Below are 22847 nucleotides of genomic sequence, written 5' to 3'. Positions count from 1 at the left end.
TCGCGACACAAGGCCGCTCCCACAAAGGTGCAGCGTACGCCGAACAAATGTGGGAGCGGCCTTGCGTCGCGATGGGCCGCAAAGCGGCCCCAAAAATGCCTCAGGCAGAAGCAGGCTCGAAGGCCCCGCGCCGCCGGGTCAACACCACCAACCCCGCAGCCCCCGCAGCCATGAGCAACGGCAACGCATGCCCGCTGATCCACTGGCTGCCTGCCCCGGCCAACAACGGCCCGAGCAGGCAGCCAATACCCCATAGCTGCGCCACATGGGCATTGGCCCGCACCAGTTCATCATCGCGGTAGCGCTCGCCAATCAGCACCAGCGACAAGGTGAACAAGCCCCCGGCACTGGCGCCGAACAGTACCCACAACGGCCAGATCGCCGGTGTATGCAGCAGCAGCGGAATCGCCAGGCTGGATACCAGCAGGGTCACCGCACAGCCGGTGAACAGGGTACGCCGCGACATGTGATCGGCCAGCGCGCCGATGGGCAGCTGCAGCACCGCATCGCCCACCACCACGGTACTGACCATGAACAGGGCGATTTCGGTGCTGAAGCCCTGCTGCAGGCAATACACCGGCAACAAGGTCAGGATCATTGCCTCGAACGAGGCAAACAGGGCAATGGCCCAGGCGATCACCGGCAAACGCCGGCAGAAGGCGAACAGGTCGCCGAAGGTGACGCTGCAAGCCTCTGTGCTGGGCGCACCGCCACGGCCAAGGAGAATCAGCGGCGCGACCAGCAGCAGGCCGGTCGCGGCCCAGAAGCCGAAGTCGTCATCCGAGCCGAGAAAGCCCAGCACCAGCGGCCCGGCCAACTGGCTGAGGGCGTAGCTGCTGCCATACAGCGCCACCAGGCGGCCACGCCATTGCTCGACCACCAGTTGGTTGATCCAGCTTTCGCCGAGGATGAACACCACAGTCAGCGACATGCCGATCAGCAGGCGCAACAGCAGCCACAGCGGGTAGCTAGGCAGCAGTGCGACCAGGCCGATCGACAGCGCCCCGCCCCACAGGCACAGGCGCATGGCCGAGGGCACGCCGACCCAGCCGGCCAGGCGACTGGCCAGGCTGGCACCCAGCAGTACACCCAGCGCCGGCATCGCGGCCATCACGCCGATGGCGAAGCTGCCGTAGCCCCAGGCTTCCAGGCGCAGGGATACCAGCGGCATGCTCACGCCGAGTGCCAGCCCGACGCTCAGCACCGATGCCAGTACGGCGAAGTAGGTACCCCAACGCATTGCAGCCTCCCAGGCAGAATTCTTGAACAGCAAAAACGACGAAGCCGGGGCAGCGTGAGCCGACCCGGCTATTGTTGGGGCTGCTGTGCAGCCCATCGCCGGCAAGCCAGCTCCCACAGGTACAGCACTGGCCTCAAGGGCTGCGAATAACTTGTGGGAGCTGGCTTGCCGGCGATTGGGCCGCAAAGCGGCCCCTTACGATTACAGCTTGATCCAGGTCGCCTTCAGCTCGGTGTACTTCTCCAGTGCATGCAGCGACTTGTCACGGCCGTTGCCCGACTGCTTGAAGCCACCGAACGGCGCGGTCATGTCGCCGCCGTCGTACTGGTTGACCCAGACGCTGCCAGCGCGCACGGCACGGGCGGTCTTGTGGGCCTTGGAGATGTCCGAGGTCCAGATGCCAGCGGCCAGGCCATACGGCGTGTCGTTGGCAATGGCGACGGCTTCTTCTGCGGTATCGAAGGCGATCACCGACAACACCGGGCCAAAGATTTCTTCCTGGGCGATCTTCATGGCGTTGGTCACGCCGTCGAAGATGGTCGGCTCGACATAGGTGCCACCAGTTTCTTCCAGGGTACGCTTGCCGCCAGCCACCAGCTTGGCACCGTCCTTGTGGCCAGCCTCGATGTACGACAGCACTGTGTTCATCTGCTGGGTGTCGACCAGGGCACCGACAGTGGTCTGTGGGTCCAGCGGGTTGCCTGGCTTCCAGCCTTTCAGGGCCTCGACCACCATTGGCAGGAACTTGTCCTTGATCGAACGCTCGACCAGCAGGCGCGAGCCGGCGGTGCACACTTCGCCCTGGTTGAAGGCGATGGCGCTGGCGGCAGCTTCGGCGGCAGCTTGCAGGTCCGGAGCGTCGGCGAAGACGATGTTCGGGCTCTTGCCGCCGGCCTCCAGCCAGATGCGCTTCATGTTCGATTCGCCCGCATAAACCATCAGCTGCTTGGCGATCTTGGTCGAACCGGTGAATACCAGGGTGTCGACGTCCATGTGCAGGGCCAGGGCCTTGCCCACGGTGTGGCCGTAGCCTGGCAGCACGTTCAGCACGCCAGCCGGGATACCGGCTTCGATGGCCAGCTGGGCAATGCGAATGGCAGTCAGCGGCGATTTTTCAGACGGCTTGAGCACTACCGAGTTACCGGTGGCCAGTGCCGGGCCGAGCTTCCAGCAGGCCATCAGCAGCGGGAAGTTCCACGGTACGATGGCACCGACCACACCCACCGCTTCGCGGGTAACCAGGCCGAGCTGGTCATGCGGAGTCGGGGCGACTTCGTCGTAAACCTTGTCGATGGCTTCGGCAGTCCAATGGATGGCATTGGCCGCGCCAGGTACGTCGATGCTGGAGGAGTCGCCGATCGGCTTGCCCATGTCCAGGGTTTCCAGCAGCGCCAGCTCTTCGACGTTCTTGCGTAGCAGGTCGGCGAAGCGGATCAGCTTGGCCTTGCGCTTGGCCGGAGCCAGCTGCGACCACACGCCGGAGTTGAAGGTGGCACGGGCGTTTTCCACAGCGCGGTTGGCATCGGCCAAATCGCAGCTGGCAACCTTGGCCAGGAAGCGTCCGTCGACCGGGCTCAGGCACTCGAAGGTTTCACCGGATGCGGCATCGGTGTATTCGCCGTTGATGAAGGCACGGCCTTCGATCTTCAGTTGCTGGGCACGTTGTTCCCAGTCCGCACGAGTCAGGGTGGTCATACGAAACTCCTCCTCTTGTTTAGGTGCAACGCCGCACTGAGGACTCACAGGCGTTGTCAGAATTCTGGCCGGGCGACGAGCGCACACTGGCAAGCGATACCCTAAACCAGCCCGGGTAAACTATCAATATATTTGACACAGAAGGCTCAAAAGCCTACTGATGTGCATTTTATTAAACAACAACAGGAGCCGCACCATGAGCATCGACAGCATCATCGACTTCGCGCAGGTCATCACCGAGGCCGAACGCTACCGCCCGGCAGCTGAAAAAATCCTCAAGGGCGAGCCAGACCAGGCGGTCTACAACCATTATTCCAGCCCCTGCGGGCAGTTTGCTGCAGGCGTGTGGGAAGGCGAGGTGGGGCAGTGGACGGTGAACTACACCGAGCATGAGTACTGCGAGATCGTTCAAGGCGTTTCGGTGCTGCGTGACCAGGATGGTGGGGCCAAGACTTTGCGTGCCGGTGACCGGTTTGTCATCCCGGCGGGGTTCAAGGGCACCTGGGAGGTGCTGGAGCCTTGCCGCAAGATCTATGTGATGTTCGAGCAGAAATGATCTGAGGCCCGAACAGGCAAAAAAAAACCCGCATCCTTTCGGAGGCGGGTTTTTTCAGGTCGCCGATCAATTACTTGATCTTGGCTTCCTTGTACACCACGTGCTTGCGAACAACCGGATCGTATTTCTTGATCTCGATTTTGTCCGGAGTGGTGCGCTTGTTCTTGTCGGTGGTGTAGAAGTGGCCAGTGCCAGCACTCGAAACCAGACGGATCAATTCACGCATGACGTTCTCCTTAGAACTTTTCGCCGCGAGCGCGCAGCTCGGCCAGCACTACGTCGATACCACGCTTGTCAATGACGCGCATGCCTTTGGCAGATACGCGCAGACGCACGAAACGCTTCTCGGATTCAACCCAGAAACGGTGGTGCTGCAGGTTCGGCAGGAAACGACGACGGGTTTTGTTGTTTGCGTGGGAAATGTTGTTCCCGGTTACTGGACCCTTACCAGTAACTTGACAGACTCTCGACATGACTCAGCCCTCTAAAACCACATGCCCAACCCGGCATGGGTTGGCCGCTTAATCTCTCAGTCTTTGGCGCCTGGGCGCCGTGATTCTGGAGGTCTTACCGACCGGATACGCTGACGCGACAGGCCGAGCCCCTAGAAAAGAGCGCTGCTTTATACCAGAAAGACTTGGCCACAACAACAGAAGATACGTTTCCGGCGCCGGCCAAGCGCGCCGGGCCAGCATAGCGGCAGGCCCCGCCAGCCGTCGACCGCTCGTCGCCAGTTTTGTAAAAAAGGGTGTGGTCATTTCCCTACGAGCACACTAGGGTAGGCCTTTTCCAGACTGCACTGGCAGATGGGCCACTGACAGCCAAGGAGCCACCATGCGTGCTGCCGCCCTTTCCTTATTGTTCAACTCCTTGTTCGCCGCAGGCGCCCTGTTCGCCGCCGGCGTTGCCCAGGCCGCCCCGCTGAGCATCTGCAGCGAGGCCAGCCCCGAAGGCTTCGACGTGGTGCAGTACAACTCGCTGACCACCACCAACGCCACGGCCGATGTGCTGATGAACCGCCTGGTGGAGTTCGACGCGGCGCAAGGCAAGGTGGTGCCGAGCCTGGCGGCCAGCTGGACGGTATCGGCCGATGGCCTGATCTACGACTTCACCCTGCGCGATGACGTGAAATTCCACACAACCGCCTACTTCAAGCCAAGCCGCGCAATGAACGCCGACGATGTGCTGTTCAGCTTCCAGCGCATGCTCTACCCCGCCCATACCTGGCACAAGACCGCGCCGGGCGGCTACCCGCATGCCCAGTCGCTGCAACTGGGCAGCCTGATCAAGGCGATCGAGGCGCCGGCACCGAACACCGTGCGCTTCACCCTCAGCCACCCGGACGCCACCTTCCTGGCCACCCTGAGCATGGGCTTCGCCTCGATCTATTCAGCCGAGTACGCCGACAAGCTGCTCAAGGTCGGCACGCCGGAGAAGCTCAACAGCCAGCCGGTCGGCACCGGGCCGTTCATCTTCCAGCGTTTCCAGAAAGACGCAGTGGTGCGCTACCGCGCCAACCCCGACTACTTCGGCGGCAAGCCGGCGGTCGACCCGCTGATCTTCGCCATCACCACCGATGCCAACGTGCGCCTGCAGAAGCTCAAGCGTGGCGAGTGCCAGGTCGCGTTGTCGCCCAAGCCGCTGGACATTGCCGAAGCCGGCAAGGACGGCAACCTCAAGGTGGCCACCACGCCGGCGTTCATGACCGCCTTCGTCGCCATCAACAGCCAGCACCCACCGCTGGACAAGCCGGAAGTGCGCCAGGCCATCAACCTGGCCTTCGACAAGCAGGCCTACCTCAAGGCCGTGTTCGAAGACTCCGCGGTGGCGGCCAACGGCCCCTACCCACCCAACACCTGGAGCTACGCCAAGGACCTGCCCGGCTACCCGCTGGACCTGAAAAAAGCCAAGGCCCTGCTGACCAAGGCTGGCCTGGCCGAGGGCTTCAGCACCACGATCTGGACCCGCCCGTCGGGCAGCCTGCTCAACCCCAACCCCAGCCTCGGTGCGCAGATGCTGCAGGCCGACCTGGCCAAGATTGGCATCAAGGCCGAGATCCGCGTGATCGAGTGGGGCGAGCTGATCCGCCGCGCCAAGGCGGGCGAGCATGACTTGCTGTTCATGGGCTGGGCGGGTGACAACGGCGATCCGGACAACTTCCTCAGCCCGCAGTTTTCCTGCGCGGCGGTGCAGTCGGGGACCAACTTCGCACGCTTCTGCGACAGCCGCCTGGACCAGTTGATCAGCGCCGGGCGCACCACCAACGACCAGAGCGTGCGCAGCCGGCTGTACCAGCAGGCGCAAACCTTGATTCAGCAGCAGGCGCTGTGGGTGCCGCTGGCGCATCCGACAGCGGCGGCACTGCTGCGCCAAGGGGTGGAGGGCTATCAGGTGAGCCCGTTCGGGCGGCAGGATTTCAGCAAGGTGTCAGTGAGCAAGTAAGCCTGCACCGGCCTCTTCGCGGGACCGCGCCAACTTTCAACATGGCGCTATCCCTGTGGGAGCGGGTTTACCCGCGAAAGGGCCGGGACAGGCAGCACAATTGCCTAAGCCACAATCCAACCATGCTCGACCATCGACAGCGGCTCCCCGTCACCGATGATGATGTGATCCAGCACCCGCACATCGATCAACGCCAGCCCTCGCTTCAACGACAGGGTCAAATGCACATCGTCCTGGCTGGGCTCACTGTTGCCCGAGGGGTGGTTGTGGCACTTATGGTATATGCTCGGAAACGTTGCAGATCTGGAGCTAGCGATGCCAGACGTCCCTTTCTGCGAAATCCGAATGATCCGCACTGCCTCCAGCAGCCTCAGGCCATACCTGCTGGTGCAGGGGGTTCCAGTGATCCTAGCAAACCTCTGGGCGGAGGATTTGCTCCACAGATCGCGTCCTAATACCGTCGAAAATTACTTACGTGACATCGCTATCGCGTACGAGTGGGCTCTCAGCCGAGGTTCTTCACTGGAAGCGAAGCTTGAGCGCCTAGCGGTGTTCAGCTCAGCGGAACTGACATCGCTGGCCGAACGCCTCTGCTCCACCAAACGCGGTGCGGGTGCGAGCCAATCGACATGCACCCGACGACTCGAAGCTGTCAAATCATTCATAGATTTCTCCTTCGAGCACTACGTTGAGCTCAATCGACTAGGTCTACTTGAGCAAAGCCAAGCGGAAAAAAACAAAGCCAAGAATCTGCGAAATCTTCAAAAAAAAATCACCAAGATTGCATATCAATCAGAACCGCCGGTACCTGCAACGCCACTTGACTCCGGGGGGCAAGCCTTATTCAAAGGGGTGCTCAGTCCTGGTGACTCTAGGAACCCATTCCACAGTAAGCAGATACAGGCACGCAATTACTGTCTGTTCTTGGTAATGCTTGAAACACTTGCCAGGCGTGGCGAAGTTGTTCTCGTAGAACTCGACGACGTTGACCTTGGCCCCTCACCTACAATACGCATCAAGCGCCCCAGCGATATCAATAGGGAGCGGAGACAGGACGGGGCTAGTCTCAAGACGCGCGGTCGGATAGTCCCCATAACCGCATCGGTAGCCGCGGTTCTGAACGAATACATTTCCGATCATCGCCCTAAACTGATCAAACCAAAAAGACCTTGTACAGCCCTATTCGTGAGTTCCCGTGACGGAAGACGGCTATCTGCGCGAACCGTAAACACCATTCTTCGTACCGCTGCAGCCAGCCTCGGCTTGCCAAACTTTTCAACACGAATTCATCCGCACGGATTGAGGGCGACAGGGGCAAATATAGCTCGCAAAAAGTTTGAAAAAAGTGGCGCCCACAGCATCAATGTAAAAGATGCTCTGGCGTATCTGGGCGGATGGAGCCCCAGCAGCGAAAGTGTTCAGCGCTACTCTCGGCAGGCCATATCTGATCGGCTCGGCGAAATCATCAGAAACTCTGACAGCTCAACTTTTCGAGGCAATGAAGATGATTAAAATTTCGCCTACCGAACTCATAACCCAAATCGAATGTCGCTTCGGCATCGAGGCCGATGTCTTTCCTACCACAGTCATATCCACCTTCGGCCAGGCCATAACAATTCACAACAATGATGCGTGGGTTGAAAAAATAACGGTAGAGATTGTCGGGTGTGCTCCGATGAATATTTCGTGGAGCAAGCCTCTACATTCTAACTTGTTAGTTGAGTGGCTACTCAGAGGGTGGTTCATCGACAGACTCCAAACCCACATCGACCTTAGGCCTCTGATCGTCGTCCAGCGGCTTCTGGCCCAGCATAAATTTCTGGGAAATGACGCGGACACTATTGGCTATAGGTTATCGACATTTGCTGTACGTGAATGCACTCGTTTAAAAGCATCAAGCTGGTACGAGGACCTAGTTGCTCTTCGAGTATTTTATCGATGGTGCTTGGATGAAGAAGTCCCAGGTTTCAACGAACATGACAGCCTTGAACTATCACAGCTCACAGTAAAGACGTTTGATAACAGGCATTTGGTCACGATGCGAGATGATGACTTTGGCCCTTTCACTCGCGTACAACTCGCGAACATTGAGATGAAGCTTGTCAGCAATCCGCTCGTTACTCATGTCCAGCGCACACTTTTTTTGCTCTGTCGCGACTGGGCTCTTCGCCCTATACAGTTAGCCCTAATGCAGATTACTGACTTCGGGGTTGATGAGGGCGGCCCCTTTGTAAAGGTGCCGAGCGTTAAAGGAATTAGACGCTCAAGGCTCAGGAGGCATCCGAGCAACCTGGTAAAACGTTACATCGCTAAAGACACTGCAAAGGCAGTAGAACTTCAGTGCACTTTAGCTGAGACCCAATGCAATGCCGCATCGAAGGACATCAACGCGATATGTGCCAGGCATGGAATAAGCACTCCAGTGCTTCCTACACCGTTGTTTCCCTCGGCGTACATAACCGAAAACCGCCTTTTACGCTTGCTCACCAACCCCAAGCTGACACCATTCACATTACATCTCGACAACCATAGAATAAGTTATGCGCTAACATCTCTCACTTGGATACTCCAGTTACCAGATCCTCATCGGGCCATACAAAAAACAGAACCGTTCATGCGGATCACAGCGTACCGACTGCGCAGGACCAAGGCTACTTCAATGGTTCTTTCCGGTGCATCCCCTGAAGAAGTCGCTGAAGCTCTAGATCATTCAAACCTGAATTCTATAAAGCACTACTTCCATTACAACCTTGAGCTGCAAGAGTTCATAAATACGACGCACATGGCAAGCCCGGAGATCAATGCAGCCGTGCAGATGTGGTGCGGCAAATTCATGGAAGAAATCCCTGACAGATCCGCGCTAAGGCCAATAAGTGGCTTAGGATCATGCAATTCTGAAGAGCCATGCCCTTACCACCCGACGGTCACTTGCTATGCATGCCCTAAATTCAGACCTAGCCGTCATGCTAATCATGAAGGGGCTTTAGCAGACATCACTAAATTCCAGCAGATGCTCGGGAGCAATTCCACTGGTGCTATGGCCCAACAGGTCGAAGCAGCAATTCACGGCGCTAAGTCAGTAATCATTGCTGTGAAGGAGTTAGAAGATTGAGCATATCAATGGCGGTCTTAGAAGATAGATATAAACATGCGGAGCACCAATTTAATGATCTGAAAGCAAACGGATTAGTAGGAGGGAATTTCGAGGGCAAGGTATGGCAGTATAGGGGGAGTAATATCCCCTTCACATCATTCGACCCTAACAACAAGCGAAATCAAGATCAGCCCCCTCTCCCGCTAGTGATTGGCAAGCTTGCGCGCTGCTTTATAGTTAAAGAAATTCTGGCACAACCATCAGCCGAGCTTATCATCGGAAGAATGGCATCGATTAGGCATCTATCAGCAGTAATGGAAAGCCAGAGCATTGAATGGAGTGGCGTAACACGCACAGTCTTCGACCACACCGTAGACTCGATTAGGCACGGACGTTCGGACTCTACTACTTACCATAGAGCGAATGCCCTCAAGGCGTTTGTTGATTTCCTCAACCAACTTAGCGCGATGCTCGATGGAATGCCGTTGCGATTCATCGATAGGTTTATCAATTGGAAAACCGGAATCCCCAACCCGACTCATAGTGCGCTTGAACTCACATCGCGAGAGTTCCAACAAAGAGAAGAGAACCTACACACCACCGATTTACACAAAGGGATTGCACAAGCTAGATGGTTGATCAAACAGAACCCACATCTTGAGCCAACTGCGGGCTTCGATAGAATTAGACTTGAGGCGATCTGCTTCGGTATGGCGCTCGGCTTAAGAGTTGGTGAAATAGCAAATCTTCCAAATAATTGCCTTTTCCAGGACCCTAATACTCATACGACGTTTGTGCGAGTACCTGTTGAAAAAAACTTCATACCCAACGCCGTACCTGTCGCAGAACTATGGAGCGCACCACTCACGGAAGCGTACGAGTACTTGTTGGCTGTCACTCAGGATGCTAGAGAGCGTGCTCTTGACATTGAAACCAATGGTTTCTCATTTATAGATAAAGCACTCGCAGCCTATCGCGCTAACCATCCGTTAGATCCCGGAGCGGTAGATCAACTGTCATCGTTGGATCTGCCCGTAGAACATCACTATTTCGTTGAGGAGATATGTAAGTGCTTTCCAATATCCCCCAAAGAACTCTACAGCGGCGGGCGATTTTACAGTTGCAGCGTTGAGCTCCCCAGAATAACGGCCGCTCGAATTGCAGTTTGGATAGATGAGCGAATGCAAAAATGGGATTGGTCAAACTTTCTTAATGAGTACAAAAAGAACTGCTATAGCGTATCTGTCCTTGACATTGCAAAACACACAAACTCCTCTGAAGCATCAGTAAAAAAGAGCAAGTGGTTTGTTGATCTCCTGCGCACGTTTCTCAAAGGAATGGTTCACGACGGGCTTTTCAAGCCTGGCAACAAACCTTCAATTCTTCAACTCATCGACATCCGAAATGAGTGGGCAAGTATCAGAGAAATCATGCTGTCTCAAAGAGGAACCGGGGCGGGAGTCCCATCTCTGGTCATAGATACCAGGCTGTTCAAACACATCTTAGAAGACAAATACCGATTCCACCTGAGACGCCATTTTGACGAACAATTTGCGATGCCCGCCGATGGAGATGATTCACCTTATCATGCGAAGCACACTGCCAAAGGTTATCCTAGCAAGCTGAGTGACAACTTAATTGTGATTTGGGAAAACCAGTTTGATTCCATAGCTGAGCTAGGGATCATCCCTCGCCCGCTAGTTAGAGCCGATCTCTACAACTATCTCTCTTCGAATTCCTCAAAGAAAACAATCTTTCAACGCCTTGACCTGCGAGGGCAAGACGGTGAAATTTTTTCTATCACCCCTCATCAAATCCGTCGCTGGGTTACCACTGCAATTCTTCGTGCCGGCCCCTCTGAAACAGCTGTGGACCTATGGATGGGGCGAACCCCACGCCAAAGCCGTCAATATGACTATCGTACTGCTAAAGAGAGAGCAGAATATGTGAGGTCTTTATACCTGGCCGTTGACCCTCCCCAAGATTTTTTGGGCAAGCGAGTCATCCGATGGCGGGAGGAGTCAATCGCTGACGACCAGATCGAAGAGATGATCATTGAGAAGCTCAGCATTCTCAACCTGACGCCTTGGGGCGGGTGTACACGTGAGCTCTATATCAGTCCGTGCGACAGGGGGCTCATGTGCATCAGAGGCTTCGGTACGGATTCTGGATGTAAATCCTTTCATCTGAACCCTGATGATATGGAAGCAAAGGCCGCTATCGAGAGCTTACTCAGCGAATACGAGAAAATTTTGAAGGCAATTTTCGACAACCAAAATGATATCACGTCTAGTATTGAGGCTGAACTCGATAGTACTCATACTTTCGATCAGCACGTTCTGTTTGTGATGGATATGGTTACGAGCTGCAAAGCGGCCTTAGAAGCTTACTCAAAACCTAGGAAGGCTTCATCATGAAGCAGGAAAAAAAGTGGAAGGACCACGTGCGGTCCATTCTCGCAGAATATGAAGCCGGACGGATTCAGGGACCGCTCACCCAGAATGGCCTTGCCCTGCAAGCGGGTGTTAGTCGTCAAACACTCTGGAGAGATGATGAGATTCGCTCTTTATATGCGGCCATCCAGACCCATCTCAAGGGTGTAAAAAAGGCTGGACGTAAAGACAGCACTGCCAGAATTTTCGCCCTCGAAATGCAGCTGGACAAAGCACGAGCGGAGAATAATCGACTGATTCAGACGATCGTCAAAGCCGCTCAACTGATGACAGAGGATGCGATTGATCCAAGACGATACTTCGAAGATGTCACGACCCGAGAGCCCTCTACTTTCGACGGTAAAGCTCTTTGAAAAAACACTGGCCCGGGCAATCGGTAATATTAGGCTGGTAGTATCGCTTGCCGCTTTGAGCCGTGTAGCATCTGAACAAGCTATCCTCGCTCTCATGAATGGCCTCTAAATGCTCCATTAACCACTCGCCGCTACCGTTCATCCACCCCGGTGTCACAATCTGTAGCGAAACCTCGGCCGATCCCTCCTGAACCATTCGTGCGAAGCGCTCAAGTCCTCGAACGTCCTCCAAGAAAAAGACCTCCACGCACGTGTCCTCCCCTAGCACCCTCGTCACCGTTACGTGAAACCACGGGGACAACAGCCTTTTTTCTACAAAATGCCAAGCCTGTTGGTCCTCGGCCAGCCATGCGTACGATCGATCCATCTCTGCCCAGCGATTGGTGATGAACATCCCGAGCCCTCCAAATGAACAGTATGCATTGTAGTCATATACTGTTCACGGGTGCCTCATCTTTCCTTTTTGGGAAGATGCAGAGTGGAACTGAAAAGCGCCTTCGGTCGAGTATTGCAGTGGATGAGGGTCAAGCAAAAGCTGACCCAGGAAGACTTCGCGACGGTCAGCAGTCGCACCTACATCAGCACTTTAGAAAGGGGCAGGTATGTCCCGACCATCGAAAAAATCGATTCCATTGCACCAGTTCTGGGCGTACACCCTGTCACGCTGCTCATAGGGAGCTATGCCCTAAAGGAAAATCGTCCAGTTACAGAGCTGCTCGCTCAGATTGCTTCGGAAGCTGAACGGATGGAGCTTGCTAGCCTGCTTTCACAGTCAGCGAAAGCTCCCCGATAGGACATACTGTCAAGGTCGCCTTGAGCTCCTAGGCAAGCAGATGCGCCTCCGGCAAGAAGGCCTCGACCGGAGGCACCACATTTGGTACTCAGGTAATTCACACCTCAGCGGTGATAGATAAGCCTGACGTTATGTACCACTTGCTTGGCATACCCATATCAAGAGAGCCAAGGAAAGAATAGGTATGGAGAAGGCAATTGGCAGCAAAAGGACGCGAAGCGGGCGTGATGCGGCCAAAATGGATAAACAGAGCGCAAGAGGATTGAGCATATGCCGGTACCCAACATGAAATGTTAATTGAGTTCCCGGCTGATTCACTACCTAACAGAGATCGTCTGAAAAGAATGAAGATCCGGCCTTCCGCACCTTTGTAAGGTTTGGCGGCCCTAGCGCCTTGGAAAATAGATACTAGAACCAAATTCTCTTAGGATCAATATGGAACGTTTGTCTGAGCTGCTCTCGGCCTTCGGGCCCTCATCCTTCCTAAAGGCCAAGAACGCCCACTCTCTCGTCAGCAAGTACTCGGTAGTTAGCAATCAGCGCACGCGACTGCCCGCTTCCTTAGCCCATTGATTTCAAACTATATGCTCTCAAACCAGCTTCTCCGGGGACGATCGCTGGCCGGCGGCTCCACCATGGCTTTACTTTCTCAAGCTGCGCTGCAAGGGCCATCAAATGCTCTTCACCATAGCGACCGATGAATTGGGTACCGATTGGAATCCCGGCTTCTTCCGACCAGGTCAGGGGGACGGTTATCGCAGGCTGGCCGGTAACATTGGCCAGACCAGTGAAGGCTAGGTAATTCGCCACCCCTTCCTCGCCTAAGCGGAACTGAGCTACATCTCGAACTGTCATCGCAAATTCGCCGATGGGCGCAGTCATCCCTCCAGCAGCTCTCATGACAAGGCTAATTGCCGTGAAATAGCTGGACAATTGAGCGTATCAATAGTTGTTCTCGATGAGTGTTATGAACTTGCACGTCAACAGCTTAACGACCTCAAATCGAGTGGACTAGTACCCGGAAATTTTGAGGGTAAACCACTCGGCGAGACCAAGCCCCGCCATTTAGTTTTGACAGACTTAACCGATCACCGTCAATGGCCAACTCCCTACAAAACTCGTTCGTTTTGAGTCTTGTCAAAGATCAACATTGCCAATTGCGAACAATTCTTCTTTTGGGCTTTATCTTTGAATAAACTTGTAATAGTTTCGCCGACGCAAAACTAGGAAAGTTATTTAAAAAAAGCCACCGGAGCAATGGGCAAAAAGATAGATGGCCATTTGCCGCGCAAGTGTGATATCTATGTAGTCTCGTCTGACAAGCAAAGGGAAATGCAAATGTCTGGTTCTGGTGTTAGCTACCTGGGGTCATCAACCCCGGCCACTACCTGTGCCGCGCTCCAATTCGACACACAGCTCGCCTCCCCTAAGGCAGCGGTTGTCGCTCAGCTGAAGCAGCACGACATCCTCACAGTCGATTTTGCACAGCCTGGCAATCAGCAGTTGTCGTCGCCCTGTGGCAAGGTGCTGAAGCCGGTAGCATTGTCGATCCTAACCTCATCCAGCTGCGCAGTTGCATGAGCCAAGGCGAGATGTACGAGGCCCGCGTCCTGCACGTCGGCGGCGGACAAGTTCGCGTTCGGGTCTATCACATCTAATTCGAGAGCAAGGAGAGCTCCATGATCACCATCGTAGGTGGCGTCTACCGAGAGCGATGCATGCGTCCGGCCTGGGACGATATCTATGGCTCGGCAGGCCGCGCCGCGGCAGCCATTGCTCGTTTTCATGGACAGGCGCAATTACATGCCCGTGTAGACGGCTACCTTGAGGCTGTCGTGGAGGCTCTTGCGTCCGCTGAGGGCTTCCAGTTCACAGCCCACCCCGCCCCTTCAAGCACTACTTTTGAGTACATCCACGGTCTCTCCACACCTGATATTCGTGGGACCGTACAAAACCAGTCGGACCTTCAGGTCAGCGCTGACAAAATGCTCCGGTTCGGCATGATTGATGGCACTGCGGTGGTTGATGCCGAATATGCGGTTTTTGATCCACAAAACGCAGATGGAGCAGAGTCTTTTTCCGCCAATGGTTCCCGCGCCGAGCACCTGGCCTTGGTGCTGAACCGCCACGAGGCCAACCTGTTGGCCCCTGGTTACGCGAGTTTGAAGGTCGAAGAACTTGCAGAGGCGCTGGCCAAGCAAGAAAACGCTGCGGTGGTCGTCATCAAGATGGGCCCCCTGGGTGCATTGGTTTATGACCGCGGCACTTTGTCCAGAGTACCCGCCTATCGTACCGAAAAAGTCTGGAAAATCGGCTCTGGGGACACCTTCGCCGCCCACTTCGCACTGGGCTGGATGGACAACGGTTTGTCGGCCCATGAGGCAGCTGAAATCGCCTCCATAGCAACCGCCTTCTACTGCCAGAATCAAGGTTTCCCCGATCCGACCTTGCTCGCCAACTTCAAGCCGCAGCCGTTACAGCCATCGGCTCGCTACCGGGATGGATACGTCCCGAAGGTCTACTTGGCAGGCCCATTCTTCACACTGGCAGAATTGTGGATGGTCGGCCAAGCCCGCCGAGACTTGCTAGCCATGGGGCTGAATGTGTTCTCTCCCTATCACGACGTAGGCCTTGGTAGTGCTGACGACGTGGTCCAGAAGGATCTTGAAGGGATACACCAGTGCGATGCACTGTTCGCCATTGGTGACGGCCTCGACTCGGGAACGATTTATGAGATCGGTTATGCACGAGCTTTGAACAAGCCCGTGGTGTTCTATGCCGAGAACGAGTCCGAGCAGGACAAGAAAATGATGGAAGGCTCAGACTGTGTCATTACCGATGACTACGTCACTGCAATCTATCAAACCGTTTGGGAAGCGGTGGAGCTATGAAGACAGGGTTACTGCTCTCCGGTGGCATGGACTCCGTGGCGCTTGCCTGGTGGAAACGCCCGGACATCGCATTCACTCTGGACTACGGGCAACTGGCTGCGCGTGCCGAGATCGAGGCTTCGAGCACGGTCTGTCAGCAGCTGGAGATCCCTCATCATGTCATTCAGATCGACTGCAGTTCACTAGGATCGGGAGATATGGCAGGCAGCGCCGCTGACAGTCTGGCTCCAGCATCAGACTGGTGGCCTTACAGGAACCAGATGCTGGTAACGCTCGCGGCGATGAAAGCGATCAGCCATGGCGTAACCCACCTGTGGCTAGGGACCGTAAAGTCGGATGGTTTCCACCGCGATGGCTCACGTGAGTTCATGTCGGCCATCAGCCACCTGCTTTCCATTCAGGAGGGCGGCATGGTGGTAGAGGCACCCGCTATCGAGCTTTCAACAGCAGAGCTGGTTCGCACGTCGGGGATCCCTGCTAGCCTTTTGGCCTGGGCCCACAGCTGCCACAAATCGCATGTCGCATGTGGTGATTGCCGCGGCTGTAACAAGTACATGGAAGTGTTTCGCGAGGTTGGGTATGACCTGGATCGACTTGGGTGACCCCCTACCCCGGTCTACGGCTGAACGTTACAGCCTTGTCGACTGGAATCTCGGGGAGTTTTACGCTCTGCCGGCGCCGGCTGCAGCGCTGAACTGCTCCTTCGGAGAGGTGCTGGATGCGCGTACCTCCCAGCGTACGTTCGGCGTGATCGATGATGAGCAGCTGGGTACTTTTCTCTGGCATGCCTGCAGACGAAGAGGCTCAGCGGCGTCGAATCTGGGCTTTGACCTGGAACACCGCACAGCCCCTTCCGCCGGCGCAATCCACCCCATTCACGTCGTCGTGAAGCGGCCTGGTGATGTGCGCTGGTGGTTATACCAACCCAGCACACATCAGCTGGTGGAGCTCAAGCAGGCGCACACTAGGCTCGCAGGCCTACTTGAACTGAGCCTGGAGGTCCTCACAGGTACGGATGCCACGCGCTTACTGTTCGTGGCAGAGCATGGAAAAACACTGAGCAAATACCAGAACGGATGCAGCTTGGTATGGCGAGATGCAGGGGCAATCCTCGGCATTATGGCGCTCACCGCAACGGCCCAGGGGCTGAACTTTTGTCCTCTGGGCATCACTGGCGACCCCTGGGCCAGCGCCTTAGCTGATCAGGGAAAGCTGGCCGGAGTTGGCCTTGCTCTTCTTGGTACGGCTACGGGAGCTTAATGATGAAGCATGGTGTCCCATGCCCATGATGCTGTGCACCGTGCTGGGCGAGGCCATCATCTCCAACCACATAAGAGCATCAAGCTCGGAGGCACGGACGCCCAACCCTTTGCTGAAGCGGATGAACTGCTCTTCAAGCTCCAGGTAGTGGCGCTCAACGGTCAGGTGGCTGTCAAAAAACTTGCCCAGCAGTCCGGCGCGGAGGATGTGTATGTCGAGAATGGCCACATCATCCGCATCCAACCAGTTTCTTGCGACCCAAGAAGCTGTTTTGTAGCCAATCCCGGGAACGTCCAACAGCCAGTCACGTAGTGCTCTGCCTGATCCCAGTGGGGCGCGCTCTGCAGATAGCTTTTGCAAAGCAGCACTCAGGTAACGGGCCTTCTGCTTGGCAAAGCGGTATCGCACCTGCCGATCGTCGATCGTCAGTGGTTCCTTGAGCCACTCAAGCAGGATTTCTTCGGACGGGGGTTCGTCGTCAAAGGCGCCGCGTTCCTTGACGTGTCGGAATGCCGCCAGCCCAACGCTTGCCGGGATACCATGCCCACCCAACAGGCAAGCGCCCACTTCCTCTTTCAGGGTTGAGCCAAGCTTGTAATTGATTCGATCGCCAGTCAGCCGCCGAGCATAAACCTGATATGCCCAATAGGCCGGCGAAGGGAAGGCCTCTACAGCGCCCCACGGCACACCAGGGATGACCTCAGCGTCAGCCGTAGGTAACTCAACATTGAAGACCACTTGGTCCAAGAAAATAGCGCCTAACTGCATCAGGCGGCCTCCTCGGCATTGCCGTAGTGTTCCTGCATCCATTGCAGTAGCTCATGCCGCTCAATAGGGTCCAGGCTCTCGATGCGGCTGCGGAGTCTGGTTTGGCGGCGCTGAATAGTTTGGCGGTCCCGGAAGGTCTCGCCCATGTAGCGACTGTCGTGCAAACGGCTAGGGGGATCGAAGTTCAACCACACCGTTTCTTCACGCACCTCAACATGGGTCTTGGCCGGAAAACTCACCTTGCGCCATCCGACAAGCTCACTGTTGTAGAGATCACAGTCATAGCCCGAAAGCATCACTTTGCAAGGTAGTTTGGCCAAGCACCGCAGCAATCTTAGGTGATCGGCCTCCGAGTAATCGCAGCGATACACCTTCGCTCGACGACGTGTTCCCGGGACATAGGGCGGATCGACATACACCAGTTCCTGGCCTTCGAATGCGTAGTTTTCCAAAAAACTCACTGCATCTATCTGGTGGAGTTCACACATGCCTGGGTGAGCTGCCCGCCATAGCTCAATGACTTGCGCGTCCAAATCGAGCCCGATGTTCCGCTGCGCTGCTTTTTTGTGGCGCATGACGGCCCCCCCACCAAGGTGGGATTCGATGTAGGTCTGATGCGGTGGCATCAGGTTGATCAAGCGCTGATAGCACTTGCCTTTTCCGCCTGGATATCTCATGCATCTCAGCATCGTCAGAAATGACGATGATGTCAAGTAGAGACCGCCCAGTGGACAATCGCGTGGACAATCGCATTCCACTCGACCATTCGCTTAAAGCATCTGGCTTAACGGGTCCCCCCTTCTGATGTTAGGCAGGACCGAGGTCCAGTGACGTGCCCCGAGGTAACGTGCGTGAGACCACCATTCAGCAACTGTGATTGACTCGCGTGTTACTTTGGGTAGTCTTCTTGTTGAGGACTGCAACTGCGCATTCGTCGGGACTGGGTACCAGCAAGCGCCCCCCCCCGCATTTTGGCAGCAGAGAAAGCTGGTTTCTCTGAAGTAGTGACGACGGGCTAGCCTGTCGGATTCTGAACCCAAGGTCTCCGGACTAGGAGCTAAAGGATCGCTGCGACTACTCCTCAAGACTGACGAAAAGGAACCTCCCGGGTGCCTTCTCAACTCTTGGCTTCGTATGCAGCTGTGTCAGAGCATTCAGAAATCCGCCTGCCGTCCTGGTCGACGCTCGTGAGACAGCCGATCGGCACTACATCGCGCTGTACGATGCCTGGTACATGGTCCAGATGAACCTGCACCAAGATCTGCGGCCTGGTTTGACCATTCCAGATCTCGATTAGGCCCCCTCAAGATCGCTTGTCCAGCCCCGGTGTGCTGCCTGGGGCGGCTTTTTTCGCCTGCTCGCTAGTAGACTCGCGGCCGCCTCAGCCCAAGGCGAAGCTGTTGGGATCCTTTGCCCCCCGCATGGAACGCGTTCCCATTGAACAAGCTAAAACCCCTGTTGATGCACTTGCTGATCATCATTCTGGTCGGCATCGGCTCTGCCGTCGTCTTCTCCGCGGTCGGCGAGAGACACTACCGTAACGGCGAGTTCGGTTTCGGCTGCTCGGTGCTGACTCAGGTGGACTTCTTGCGCCGCAGATGGGCCCACCAAAACCCTGCACAACTGTTGCCCTGGTTGAATTTAGTGCCGCCGTGAATAGCCCGCCACGTCTATTCAGAGCGGCATATAATTGCGCCGCACCCTGGGCTGAATGGGTGGCCACGAAGATCGCCCAAAGCCCGCCAACACACACTGAGGACCCATACGTGTCGAATAAACTGGAAGTTTCGGAAGATCAAAAAGAGATGATCAATTCGTGGGAGCAGAAGCTCTCCACCCTGTTCGGCGGTGAGGTTCCTGACCGTGCCGAGTGGCACACCCCGGGCGAGATCGCTGAGGTCTTCGCTGCAATGCAAGGCAAGGACGCCCACGTCTTCCTCCCTGGTGGTGGCGGTGACGAGATCTTGAGCTCCCGCGTTACTGAAGATGGCTTGCTGGAGTGGTCTGGCAGCACTAGTTCCCTGGACAACTATGCGACCGTGGTAAATCCGGTTCGCCTGACTTTCTGGAACCCGGGCGACCAGACGCATGAGGCTAACTTCGTGCTCGAGGTCGGCTCGCTTCCTGCGGGCTGCCCTACTGGCTACACCAACGATGCCGGCGTCGAGGAGTGCGTGGAGCTGTCGAAAGGTCGCTATGCCCCGCGCTCTGCTTGGGATAACAGCGAATACCAGGGCAAAGACCTGCCAGATTCCGCCCGCCTTGTGATCCGTGCCACCAAGCCGGCGCGCTATGCGATGTTCGGCAAGGGCTCGATCTACAACCAGTTCAAAGATCGCAGTTTCGACGCCTACAGCGCGTTCCACAATGACGCAGCGGCCTTCGAGAAAGTCGTTGCTGATATGGCGTCGATTGAAGTCGCCTGATCTTCTGGTAAAGAAAAGCCCGGTCAATGCCGGGCTTTTTTGTGGCTGCAAGGTGGGTTTCTCTCCGAGGCGTCAGATTCGAGAATATCCACACAGGACGAGAGAAACGCTAAAGCGATTGCGGCAATCCCCTTAGGTGGTACACTATCCCCATAGGAACAACTCACTCCCAATAGGAATATCACTTGAATTTCACGCCGCCGCCGCAACGCTCTGCAAACTACTCCACCGTCTGCCTTCTCGCCCTCAAGGACGTGCGCCTTGAGCGTGGAGTCCATCAATCCCATATCGCGCAGTTTGTCGGTAAAACTCCGAGCGCCTGGGCCAAGATCGAGTCAGGCCAATCCCCACTACTGATGGATACCCTATTTGGTGCATGCCTCGCCATGAACATCACACCGAGCCACTTCTTGGCTGTCGTTGAGCGCCTCTGCCAGGCCTTCAACTACCACAACTGGTATTTCTATGCTGCCGACCTGCAGGGCGAGGACGAACTGCTCCCGTTGGTTCAGGAATACTTCGCCAGCTCAGGGTTCGAGAATCTCAAGCACCGGCCAAATGATCGCCTTACCGTGCAGGCTTTCTCCAACACCATCAGCTCGATCGCACCGCCTACGATCGTCCAGTATTGCTGCTTCCCAAACACGAAAGCGTGGATTGATGACGGAGCACCCATGATCCCGATGACAAACTTGGCCACCACCGCAACTGCCGGCGTCCATACTCCGTCGATCTGACCGGCGACTCCCATGCAAGCCCGCCGCTCGGTGGGCTTTTTTTTGCCTGCAGGCTGGGCTTACAGGCTGTTGGGCTCGATGCCGATCTCCCGGAGAGACTTGGCCAGCGATGGGTCGATAACGGCCTCTCCCGTGGTCGACGCGGCCTGGTTGATGCCCACGGTCCGGTACTTGATCAGGTGACCGGAGACCATTTGCTTGAGGATCTGCTTAGCCTTGTCGCCTCCGGTCACGGTGTACGGGCTCATCAGCTGCGATGTGGATTTCATCGCCTGTTCCTGGGCGTTCTTGACGATTTCTGCCTGCTCGCCCTGGAGCGTGACGATCGGGGCCATCGGGATCGACGGAGCCAGGCTCACCGGCGTTTCCTGCGGAGTGATCGTCCACGCCTCGTTCTGGTCGATGCGCAGCTGGATGGTACCGACCGGGATCTTGAAGCGGCCACCGGACATGATGCCGACGTAAATCTCGCTGCCTTCCTTGCGGATTACCGGGTAGAGGTGCAGCGGCTGGGTGACGATCCAGCTGGGCCGGCCGGAGTCGCCCGTGGTGACCATCATTGTGGTCTTGTCGGTGAATTCGTCGGTTGTGGCCGTGGCCTTCCAGGTCTGCTGCTCAGAGGCGCATCCTGCGAGGGTAAGAGCTACGGCAAGGGCGGCGATCTTTTTCATTCGGGATCTCTGGTCGCTGGGTGGCTGTTGTATCAGGATGCCACCATACCCCTGCAGGCCTGCCTCAGCCACGGTACCGCCCCGGTTTGTGCCAGGCCGTCAGCACGTAGTTCATGGCGAAGGTGTCCACCAGCGACCAGAGAAGGCGATCAGGTGGCTGGCGGAACGCCGCAACGACTAACAGGCACGCGTCGAAGCACATTTGACATCATGCGCCTGGCTGTGAAAGACACCCTTACTATGAGCAGCTAATGCGGGAGAAGCTATACAAGATCCCGGGTATCCGGCATTCCGAGTCCAACTTCGTGCTGCGGCAGCTCAAGGCAGAGAGCGTGCCGCTGTAGGGCTTACTCTGCGCCCTCGCCGACCAGCTCGCCCTCGGCGTCCGGAATTGCTTCTCCGGCCTGTTCAGCCGGGATTTCGGCGGTCTTCTGGTGCTCCAGGCCGCAACTGTCCAGCAGAACGTCCGCGAGGCGGGCCGAGAAATACGTGTCGAACGGCTCCAGCTCCTGGTACTCATCCGGCGCTACCACCAACGACGTCAGGCGCCCGATAAGGCCGCAGATCCAGTCTGCCGCCTGAATGGTCTGGAATAGGTGACTTTCGGCCTGGATCGGCGGCTCGATCAGCGTCCGGCACTTCTCAGAGGCGTCCTCGAACATGGCCAGGGTGCAAACCTCGACGTTTTTCTCCCGCCATTCGTTGCCAGCGCGCTGCTCATCGAGCATCAGCATGAACGTGGAGTCAGTCTGGGCGCAGAAACGGTCGATTTTGCGCACCGACTGCAAAAGCTGCCGCTTGAATGTCTCGGTTGAGTCGTGAGCATCTGGGTCAGTGACTTTGTGCACGCCCGTGTAGAAGACGTAGCCGCCGATTTTCTTGATGTACTTCAGGAGGCGAAACGTGGAATTGCGCAGTTCGCGGTACTGGACGACGTTGCGCAGGGCGTAGAGCTGGGATCCCTTCTTTTCCCACTGGTACGCCGGCAGCCCACGTGGGTTGCTGTTCTTGAGGTCATGCGCCAGAAGCTGGCATTTCAGCTTGTAGAAGAAAATAGCGAACTCGCGGATTTCAGTGGCCGGGATCATCAAGCCAGCGAACCCGAAAGCGGGGTGTGTTTTGTACTGCGGGTGGTTGCGAGAGACGTATTGGCCAACGTGCCCGAATTCGTCCAGGTACGCGACGTAATGCGTCATATCTACCGGATTCCTTGCCCCAGAAACACGAAAACCCGCAGCTTTCGCTAGGCGGGTCTCGGAAGGTAGGCACGGGGGTTAACCCATGCGTTGAGTGAAATATATTTCCCTCTAAACACTATGTCAACGAAATTTTTGCGGTTTAGCACCCCAGGCCACAAAGGCCGCAAGAGAAACATCTGGGCAAAAATCCACTTCGATTATCCCCCTGGAGGTCGATACGGGTGTAAGCGGTACGGCCCAGACCATCCGATCATTTGGAAAAGCACCGA

24 protein-coding genes and 1 pseudogene are annotated in these 22847 nt (G+C 56.3%); 14 read left to right on the top strand and 11 right to left on the bottom strand.

Features of this window, described 5'->3' with window-relative positions:
• Nucleotides 1-100: 100 nt before the first annotated feature.
• Nucleotides 101-1240, bottom strand: coding sequence for an MFS transporter (locus CAF92_RS13620; protein ID WP_085601128.1), 1140 nt, complete (start codon nucleotides 1238-1240; stop codon nucleotides 101-103).
• 201 nt (nucleotides 1241-1441) lie between these two features.
• A complete protein-coding gene (locus CAF92_RS13615) occupies nucleotides 1442-2935 on the bottom strand; it encodes an aldehyde dehydrogenase (RefSeq protein ID WP_046613689.1) in 1494 nt (497 codons plus the stop codon).
• A gap of 196 nt (nucleotides 2936-3131) precedes the next feature.
• Here CAF92_RS13615 and CAF92_RS13610 point away from each other — a divergent pair, with 196 nt between their 5' ends.
• A complete protein-coding gene (locus CAF92_RS13610) occupies nucleotides 3132-3491 on the top strand; it encodes a cupin domain-containing protein (protein ID WP_003258971.1) in 360 nt (119 codons plus the stop codon).
• 70 nt (nucleotides 3492-3561) lie between these two features.
• Here CAF92_RS13610 and rpmG read toward each other — a convergent pair whose 3' ends face one another.
• Together rpmG and rpmB are read right to left on the bottom strand one after the other, a co-directional pair.
• A complete protein-coding gene (gene rpmG / locus CAF92_RS13605) occupies nucleotides 3562-3717 on the bottom strand; it encodes a 50S ribosomal protein L33 (protein WP_003253507.1) in 156 nt (51 codons plus the stop codon).
• Between the two features lie 10 nt (nucleotides 3718-3727).
• Nucleotides 3728-3964, bottom strand: a complete 237-nt coding sequence (gene rpmB, locus CAF92_RS13600; RefSeq protein WP_003258972.1) for a 50S ribosomal protein L28 — start codon at nucleotides 3962-3964, stop codon at nucleotides 3728-3730.
• Nucleotides 3965-4325: 361 nt separating this feature from the next.
• Here rpmB and CAF92_RS13595 point away from each other — a divergent pair, with 361 nt between their 5' ends.
• Entirely contained in the window at nucleotides 4326-5933 is a 1608-nt protein-coding gene (locus CAF92_RS13595) for an ABC transporter substrate-binding protein (RefSeq protein ID WP_085601127.1), read from the top strand.
• A 104-nt stretch (nucleotides 5934-6037) separates the two neighbouring features.
• On the opposite strand, the pseudogene CAF92_RS13590 reads toward CAF92_RS13595, so the two are convergent.
• Nucleotides 6038-6205, bottom strand: a pseudogene (locus tag CAF92_RS13590) (JAB domain-containing protein); the annotation flags it as partial.
• A 43-nt stretch (nucleotides 6206-6248) separates the two neighbouring features.
• On the opposite strand from CAF92_RS13590, the gene CAF92_RS13585 reads away from it, so the two are divergent.
• The 5 genes from CAF92_RS13585 (at nucleotide 6249) to CAF92_RS13560 (ending at nucleotide 12626) form a co-directional block, all read left to right on the top strand.
• On the top strand, nucleotides 6249-7445 hold the full coding sequence (locus CAF92_RS13585; protein ID WP_085601126.1) for a tyrosine-type recombinase/integrase: 1197 nt from the start codon (nucleotides 6249-6251) through the stop codon (nucleotides 7443-7445).
• Nucleotides 7348-9045: a site-specific integrase gene (locus CAF92_RS13580; protein ID WP_256573747.1), complete on the top strand. Its 1698-nt coding sequence runs from the start codon at nucleotides 7348-7350 to the stop codon at nucleotides 9043-9045. The genes CAF92_RS13585 and CAF92_RS13580 overlap by 98 nt, the downstream gene beginning before the upstream one ends.
• Nucleotides 9042-11444 carry a hypothetical protein gene (locus CAF92_RS13575; RefSeq protein WP_085601124.1) on the top strand — a complete coding sequence of 801 codons (2403 nt, stop codon included), beginning with the start codon at nucleotides 9042-9044 and terminating at the stop codon, nucleotides 11442-11444. The genes CAF92_RS13580 and CAF92_RS13575 overlap by 4 nt, the downstream gene beginning before the upstream one ends.
• Nucleotides 11441-11833: a hypothetical protein gene (locus CAF92_RS13570; protein WP_085601123.1), complete on the top strand. Its 393-nt coding sequence runs from the start codon at nucleotides 11441-11443 to the stop codon at nucleotides 11831-11833. Before CAF92_RS13575 ends, CAF92_RS13570 begins: the two co-directional genes overlap by 4 nt.
• 478 nt (nucleotides 11834-12311) lie before the next feature.
• A complete protein-coding gene (locus tag CAF92_RS13560; protein ID WP_085601121.1) occupies nucleotides 12312-12626 on the top strand; it encodes a helix-turn-helix domain-containing protein in 315 nt (104 codons plus the stop codon).
• Between the two features lie 561 nt (nucleotides 12627-13187).
• Here the strand turns inward: CAF92_RS13560 and CAF92_RS13555 are convergent.
• A complete protein-coding gene (locus CAF92_RS13555; protein WP_256573746.1) occupies nucleotides 13188-13559 on the bottom strand; it encodes an amidase family protein in 372 nt (123 codons plus the stop codon).
• Between the two features lie 746 nt (nucleotides 13560-14305).
• Here CAF92_RS13555 and CAF92_RS13550 point away from each other — a divergent pair.
• The 3 genes from CAF92_RS13550 to CAF92_RS13540 are packed head-to-tail and all read left to right on the top strand — an operon-like array spanning nucleotide 14306 to nucleotide 16777.
• Nucleotides 14306-15517 (top strand): PfkB family carbohydrate kinase, encoded by a 1212-nt coding sequence (locus CAF92_RS13550; protein ID WP_085601119.1) that lies wholly within the window; start codon nucleotides 14306-14308, stop codon nucleotides 15515-15517.
• A complete protein-coding gene (locus CAF92_RS13545) occupies nucleotides 15514-16119 on the top strand; it encodes a 7-cyano-7-deazaguanine synthase (RefSeq protein ID WP_085601118.1) in 606 nt (201 codons plus the stop codon). The genes CAF92_RS13550 and CAF92_RS13545 overlap by 4 nt, the downstream gene beginning before the upstream one ends.
• Nucleotides 16097-16777, top strand: a complete 681-nt coding sequence (locus tag CAF92_RS13540; RefSeq protein ID WP_158090602.1) for a nitroreductase family protein — start codon at nucleotides 16097-16099, stop codon at nucleotides 16775-16777. Before CAF92_RS13545 ends, CAF92_RS13540 begins: the two co-directional genes overlap by 23 nt.
• Here the strand turns inward: CAF92_RS13540 and CAF92_RS13535 are convergent.
• Together CAF92_RS13535 and CAF92_RS13530 are read right to left on the bottom strand one after the other, a co-directional pair.
• Nucleotides 16712-17545 (bottom strand): 8-oxoguanine DNA glycosylase, encoded by an 834-nt coding sequence (locus CAF92_RS13535; protein WP_085601116.1) that lies wholly within the window; start codon nucleotides 17543-17545, stop codon nucleotides 16712-16714. The two genes, CAF92_RS13540 and CAF92_RS13535, sit on opposite strands and share 66 nt — an antisense overlap.
• Nucleotides 17545-18183 (bottom strand): DNA adenine methylase, encoded by a 639-nt coding sequence (locus CAF92_RS13530; RefSeq protein ID WP_256573745.1) that lies wholly within the window; start codon nucleotides 18181-18183, stop codon nucleotides 17545-17547. The genes CAF92_RS13535 and CAF92_RS13530 overlap by 1 nt, the downstream gene beginning before the upstream one ends.
• 799 nt (nucleotides 18184-18982) lie before the next feature.
• Between CAF92_RS13530 and CAF92_RS13525 the strand changes: the two genes are divergently transcribed.
• From CAF92_RS13525 to CAF92_RS13515, 3 genes are all read left to right on the top strand, one after another.
• Nucleotides 18983-19201: a hypothetical protein gene (locus CAF92_RS13525; RefSeq protein WP_085601114.1), complete on the top strand. Its 219-nt coding sequence runs from the start codon at nucleotides 18983-18985 to the stop codon at nucleotides 19199-19201.
• A gap of 110 nt (nucleotides 19202-19311) precedes the next feature.
• Nucleotides 19312-19971, top strand: coding sequence for a hypothetical protein (locus CAF92_RS13520; RefSeq protein WP_143516122.1), 660 nt, complete (start codon nucleotides 19312-19314; stop codon nucleotides 19969-19971).
• Nucleotides 19972-20156: 185 nt separating this feature from the next.
• Complete coding sequence (locus CAF92_RS13515; RefSeq protein ID WP_085601112.1) at nucleotides 20157-20708, top strand: helix-turn-helix transcriptional regulator; 552 nt, start codon at nucleotides 20157-20159, stop codon at nucleotides 20706-20708.
• A gap of 59 nt (nucleotides 20709-20767) precedes the next feature.
• Here CAF92_RS13515 and CAF92_RS13510 read toward each other — a convergent pair whose 3' ends face one another.
• Nucleotides 20768-21379 (bottom strand): hypothetical protein, encoded by a 612-nt coding sequence (locus tag CAF92_RS13510; protein ID WP_085601111.1) that lies wholly within the window; start codon nucleotides 21377-21379, stop codon nucleotides 20768-20770.
• Nucleotides 21380-21443: 64 nt separating this feature from the next.
• Complete coding sequence (locus tag CAF92_RS27455; RefSeq protein ID WP_178081788.1) at nucleotides 21444-21581, bottom strand: hypothetical protein; 138 nt, start codon at nucleotides 21579-21581, stop codon at nucleotides 21444-21446.
• A 49-nt stretch (nucleotides 21582-21630) separates the two neighbouring features.
• On the opposite strand from CAF92_RS27455, the gene CAF92_RS13505 reads away from it, so the two are divergent.
• The gene (locus CAF92_RS13505; RefSeq protein WP_218191747.1) at nucleotides 21631-21723 is read left to right on the top strand and encodes an Lrp/AsnC ligand binding domain-containing protein; all 93 of its coding nucleotides are present in this window, start codon (nucleotides 21631-21633) and stop codon (nucleotides 21721-21723) included.
• 3 nt (nucleotides 21724-21726) lie between these two features.
• Here the strand turns inward: CAF92_RS13505 and CAF92_RS13500 are convergent, their stop codons facing one another.
• Nucleotides 21727-22575 (bottom strand): DUF3800 domain-containing protein, encoded by an 849-nt coding sequence (locus tag CAF92_RS13500; protein WP_085601110.1) that lies wholly within the window; start codon nucleotides 22573-22575, stop codon nucleotides 21727-21729.
• Nucleotides 22576-22847 lie beyond the last annotated feature (272 nt).

This window comes from Pseudomonas sp. B10(2017), assembly GCF_002113295.1.
In the GTDB taxonomy this organism is placed as follows: Bacteria; Pseudomonadota; Gammaproteobacteria; order Pseudomonadales; family Pseudomonadaceae; genus Aquipseudomonas; species Aquipseudomonas pudica.
The sequence above is the reverse complement of the archived record's forward strand: the minus strand, read 5'-3'. Positions and strand labels throughout refer to the sequence as shown.

Excerpts from the sequence above, each read along its gene's own strand:
- rpmB (WP_003258972.1), bottom strand. The coding sequence starts at position 3,964 with ATGTCGAGAGTCTGTCAAGTTACTGGTAAGGGTCCAGTAACCGGGAAC.
- rpmG (WP_003253507.1), bottom strand. The coding sequence starts at position 3,717 with ATGCGTGAATTGATCCGTCTGGTTTCGAGTGCTGGCACTGGCCACTTC.
- CAF92_RS13500 (WP_085601110.1), bottom strand. The coding sequence starts at position 22,575 with ATGACGCATTACGTCGCGTACCTGGACGAATTCGGGCACGTTGGCCAA.
- CAF92_RS13620 (WP_085601128.1), bottom strand. The coding sequence starts at position 1,240 with ATGCGTTGGGGTACCTACTTCGCCGTACTGGCATCGGTGCTGAGCGTC.
- CAF92_RS13535 (WP_085601116.1), bottom strand. The coding sequence starts at position 17,545 with ATGCAGTTAGGCGCTATTTTCTTGGACCAAGTGGTCTTCAATGTTGAG.
- CAF92_RS13505 (WP_218191747.1), top strand. The coding sequence starts at position 21,631 with ATGCGGGAGAAGCTATACAAGATCCCGGGTATCCGGCATTCCGAGTCC.
- CAF92_RS13615 (WP_046613689.1), bottom strand. The coding sequence starts at position 2,935 with ATGACCACCCTGACTCGTGCGGACTGGGAACAACGTGCCCAGCAACTG.
- CAF92_RS13510 (WP_085601111.1), bottom strand. The coding sequence starts at position 21,379 with ATGAAAAAGATCGCCGCCCTTGCCGTAGCTCTTACCCTCGCAGGATGC.
- CAF92_RS13540 (WP_158090602.1), top strand. The coding sequence starts at position 16,097 with ATGACCTGGATCGACTTGGGTGACCCCCTACCCCGGTCTACGGCTGAA.
- CAF92_RS13570 (WP_085601123.1), top strand. The coding sequence starts at position 11,441 with ATGAAGCAGGAAAAAAAGTGGAAGGACCACGTGCGGTCCATTCTCGCA.
- CAF92_RS27455 (WP_178081788.1), bottom strand. The coding sequence starts at position 21,581 with ATGTGCTTCGACGCGTGCCTGTTAGTCGTTGCGGCGTTCCGCCAGCCA.
- CAF92_RS13585 (WP_085601126.1), top strand. The coding sequence starts at position 6,249 with ATGCCAGACGTCCCTTTCTGCGAAATCCGAATGATCCGCACTGCCTCC.
- CAF92_RS13550 (WP_085601119.1), top strand. The coding sequence starts at position 14,306 with ATGATCACCATCGTAGGTGGCGTCTACCGAGAGCGATGCATGCGTCCG.
- CAF92_RS13610 (WP_003258971.1), top strand. The coding sequence starts at position 3,132 with ATGAGCATCGACAGCATCATCGACTTCGCGCAGGTCATCACCGAGGCC.
- CAF92_RS13545 (WP_085601118.1), top strand. The coding sequence starts at position 15,514 with ATGAAGACAGGGTTACTGCTCTCCGGTGGCATGGACTCCGTGGCGCTT.
- CAF92_RS13595 (WP_085601127.1), top strand. The coding sequence starts at position 4,326 with ATGCGTGCTGCCGCCCTTTCCTTATTGTTCAACTCCTTGTTCGCCGCA.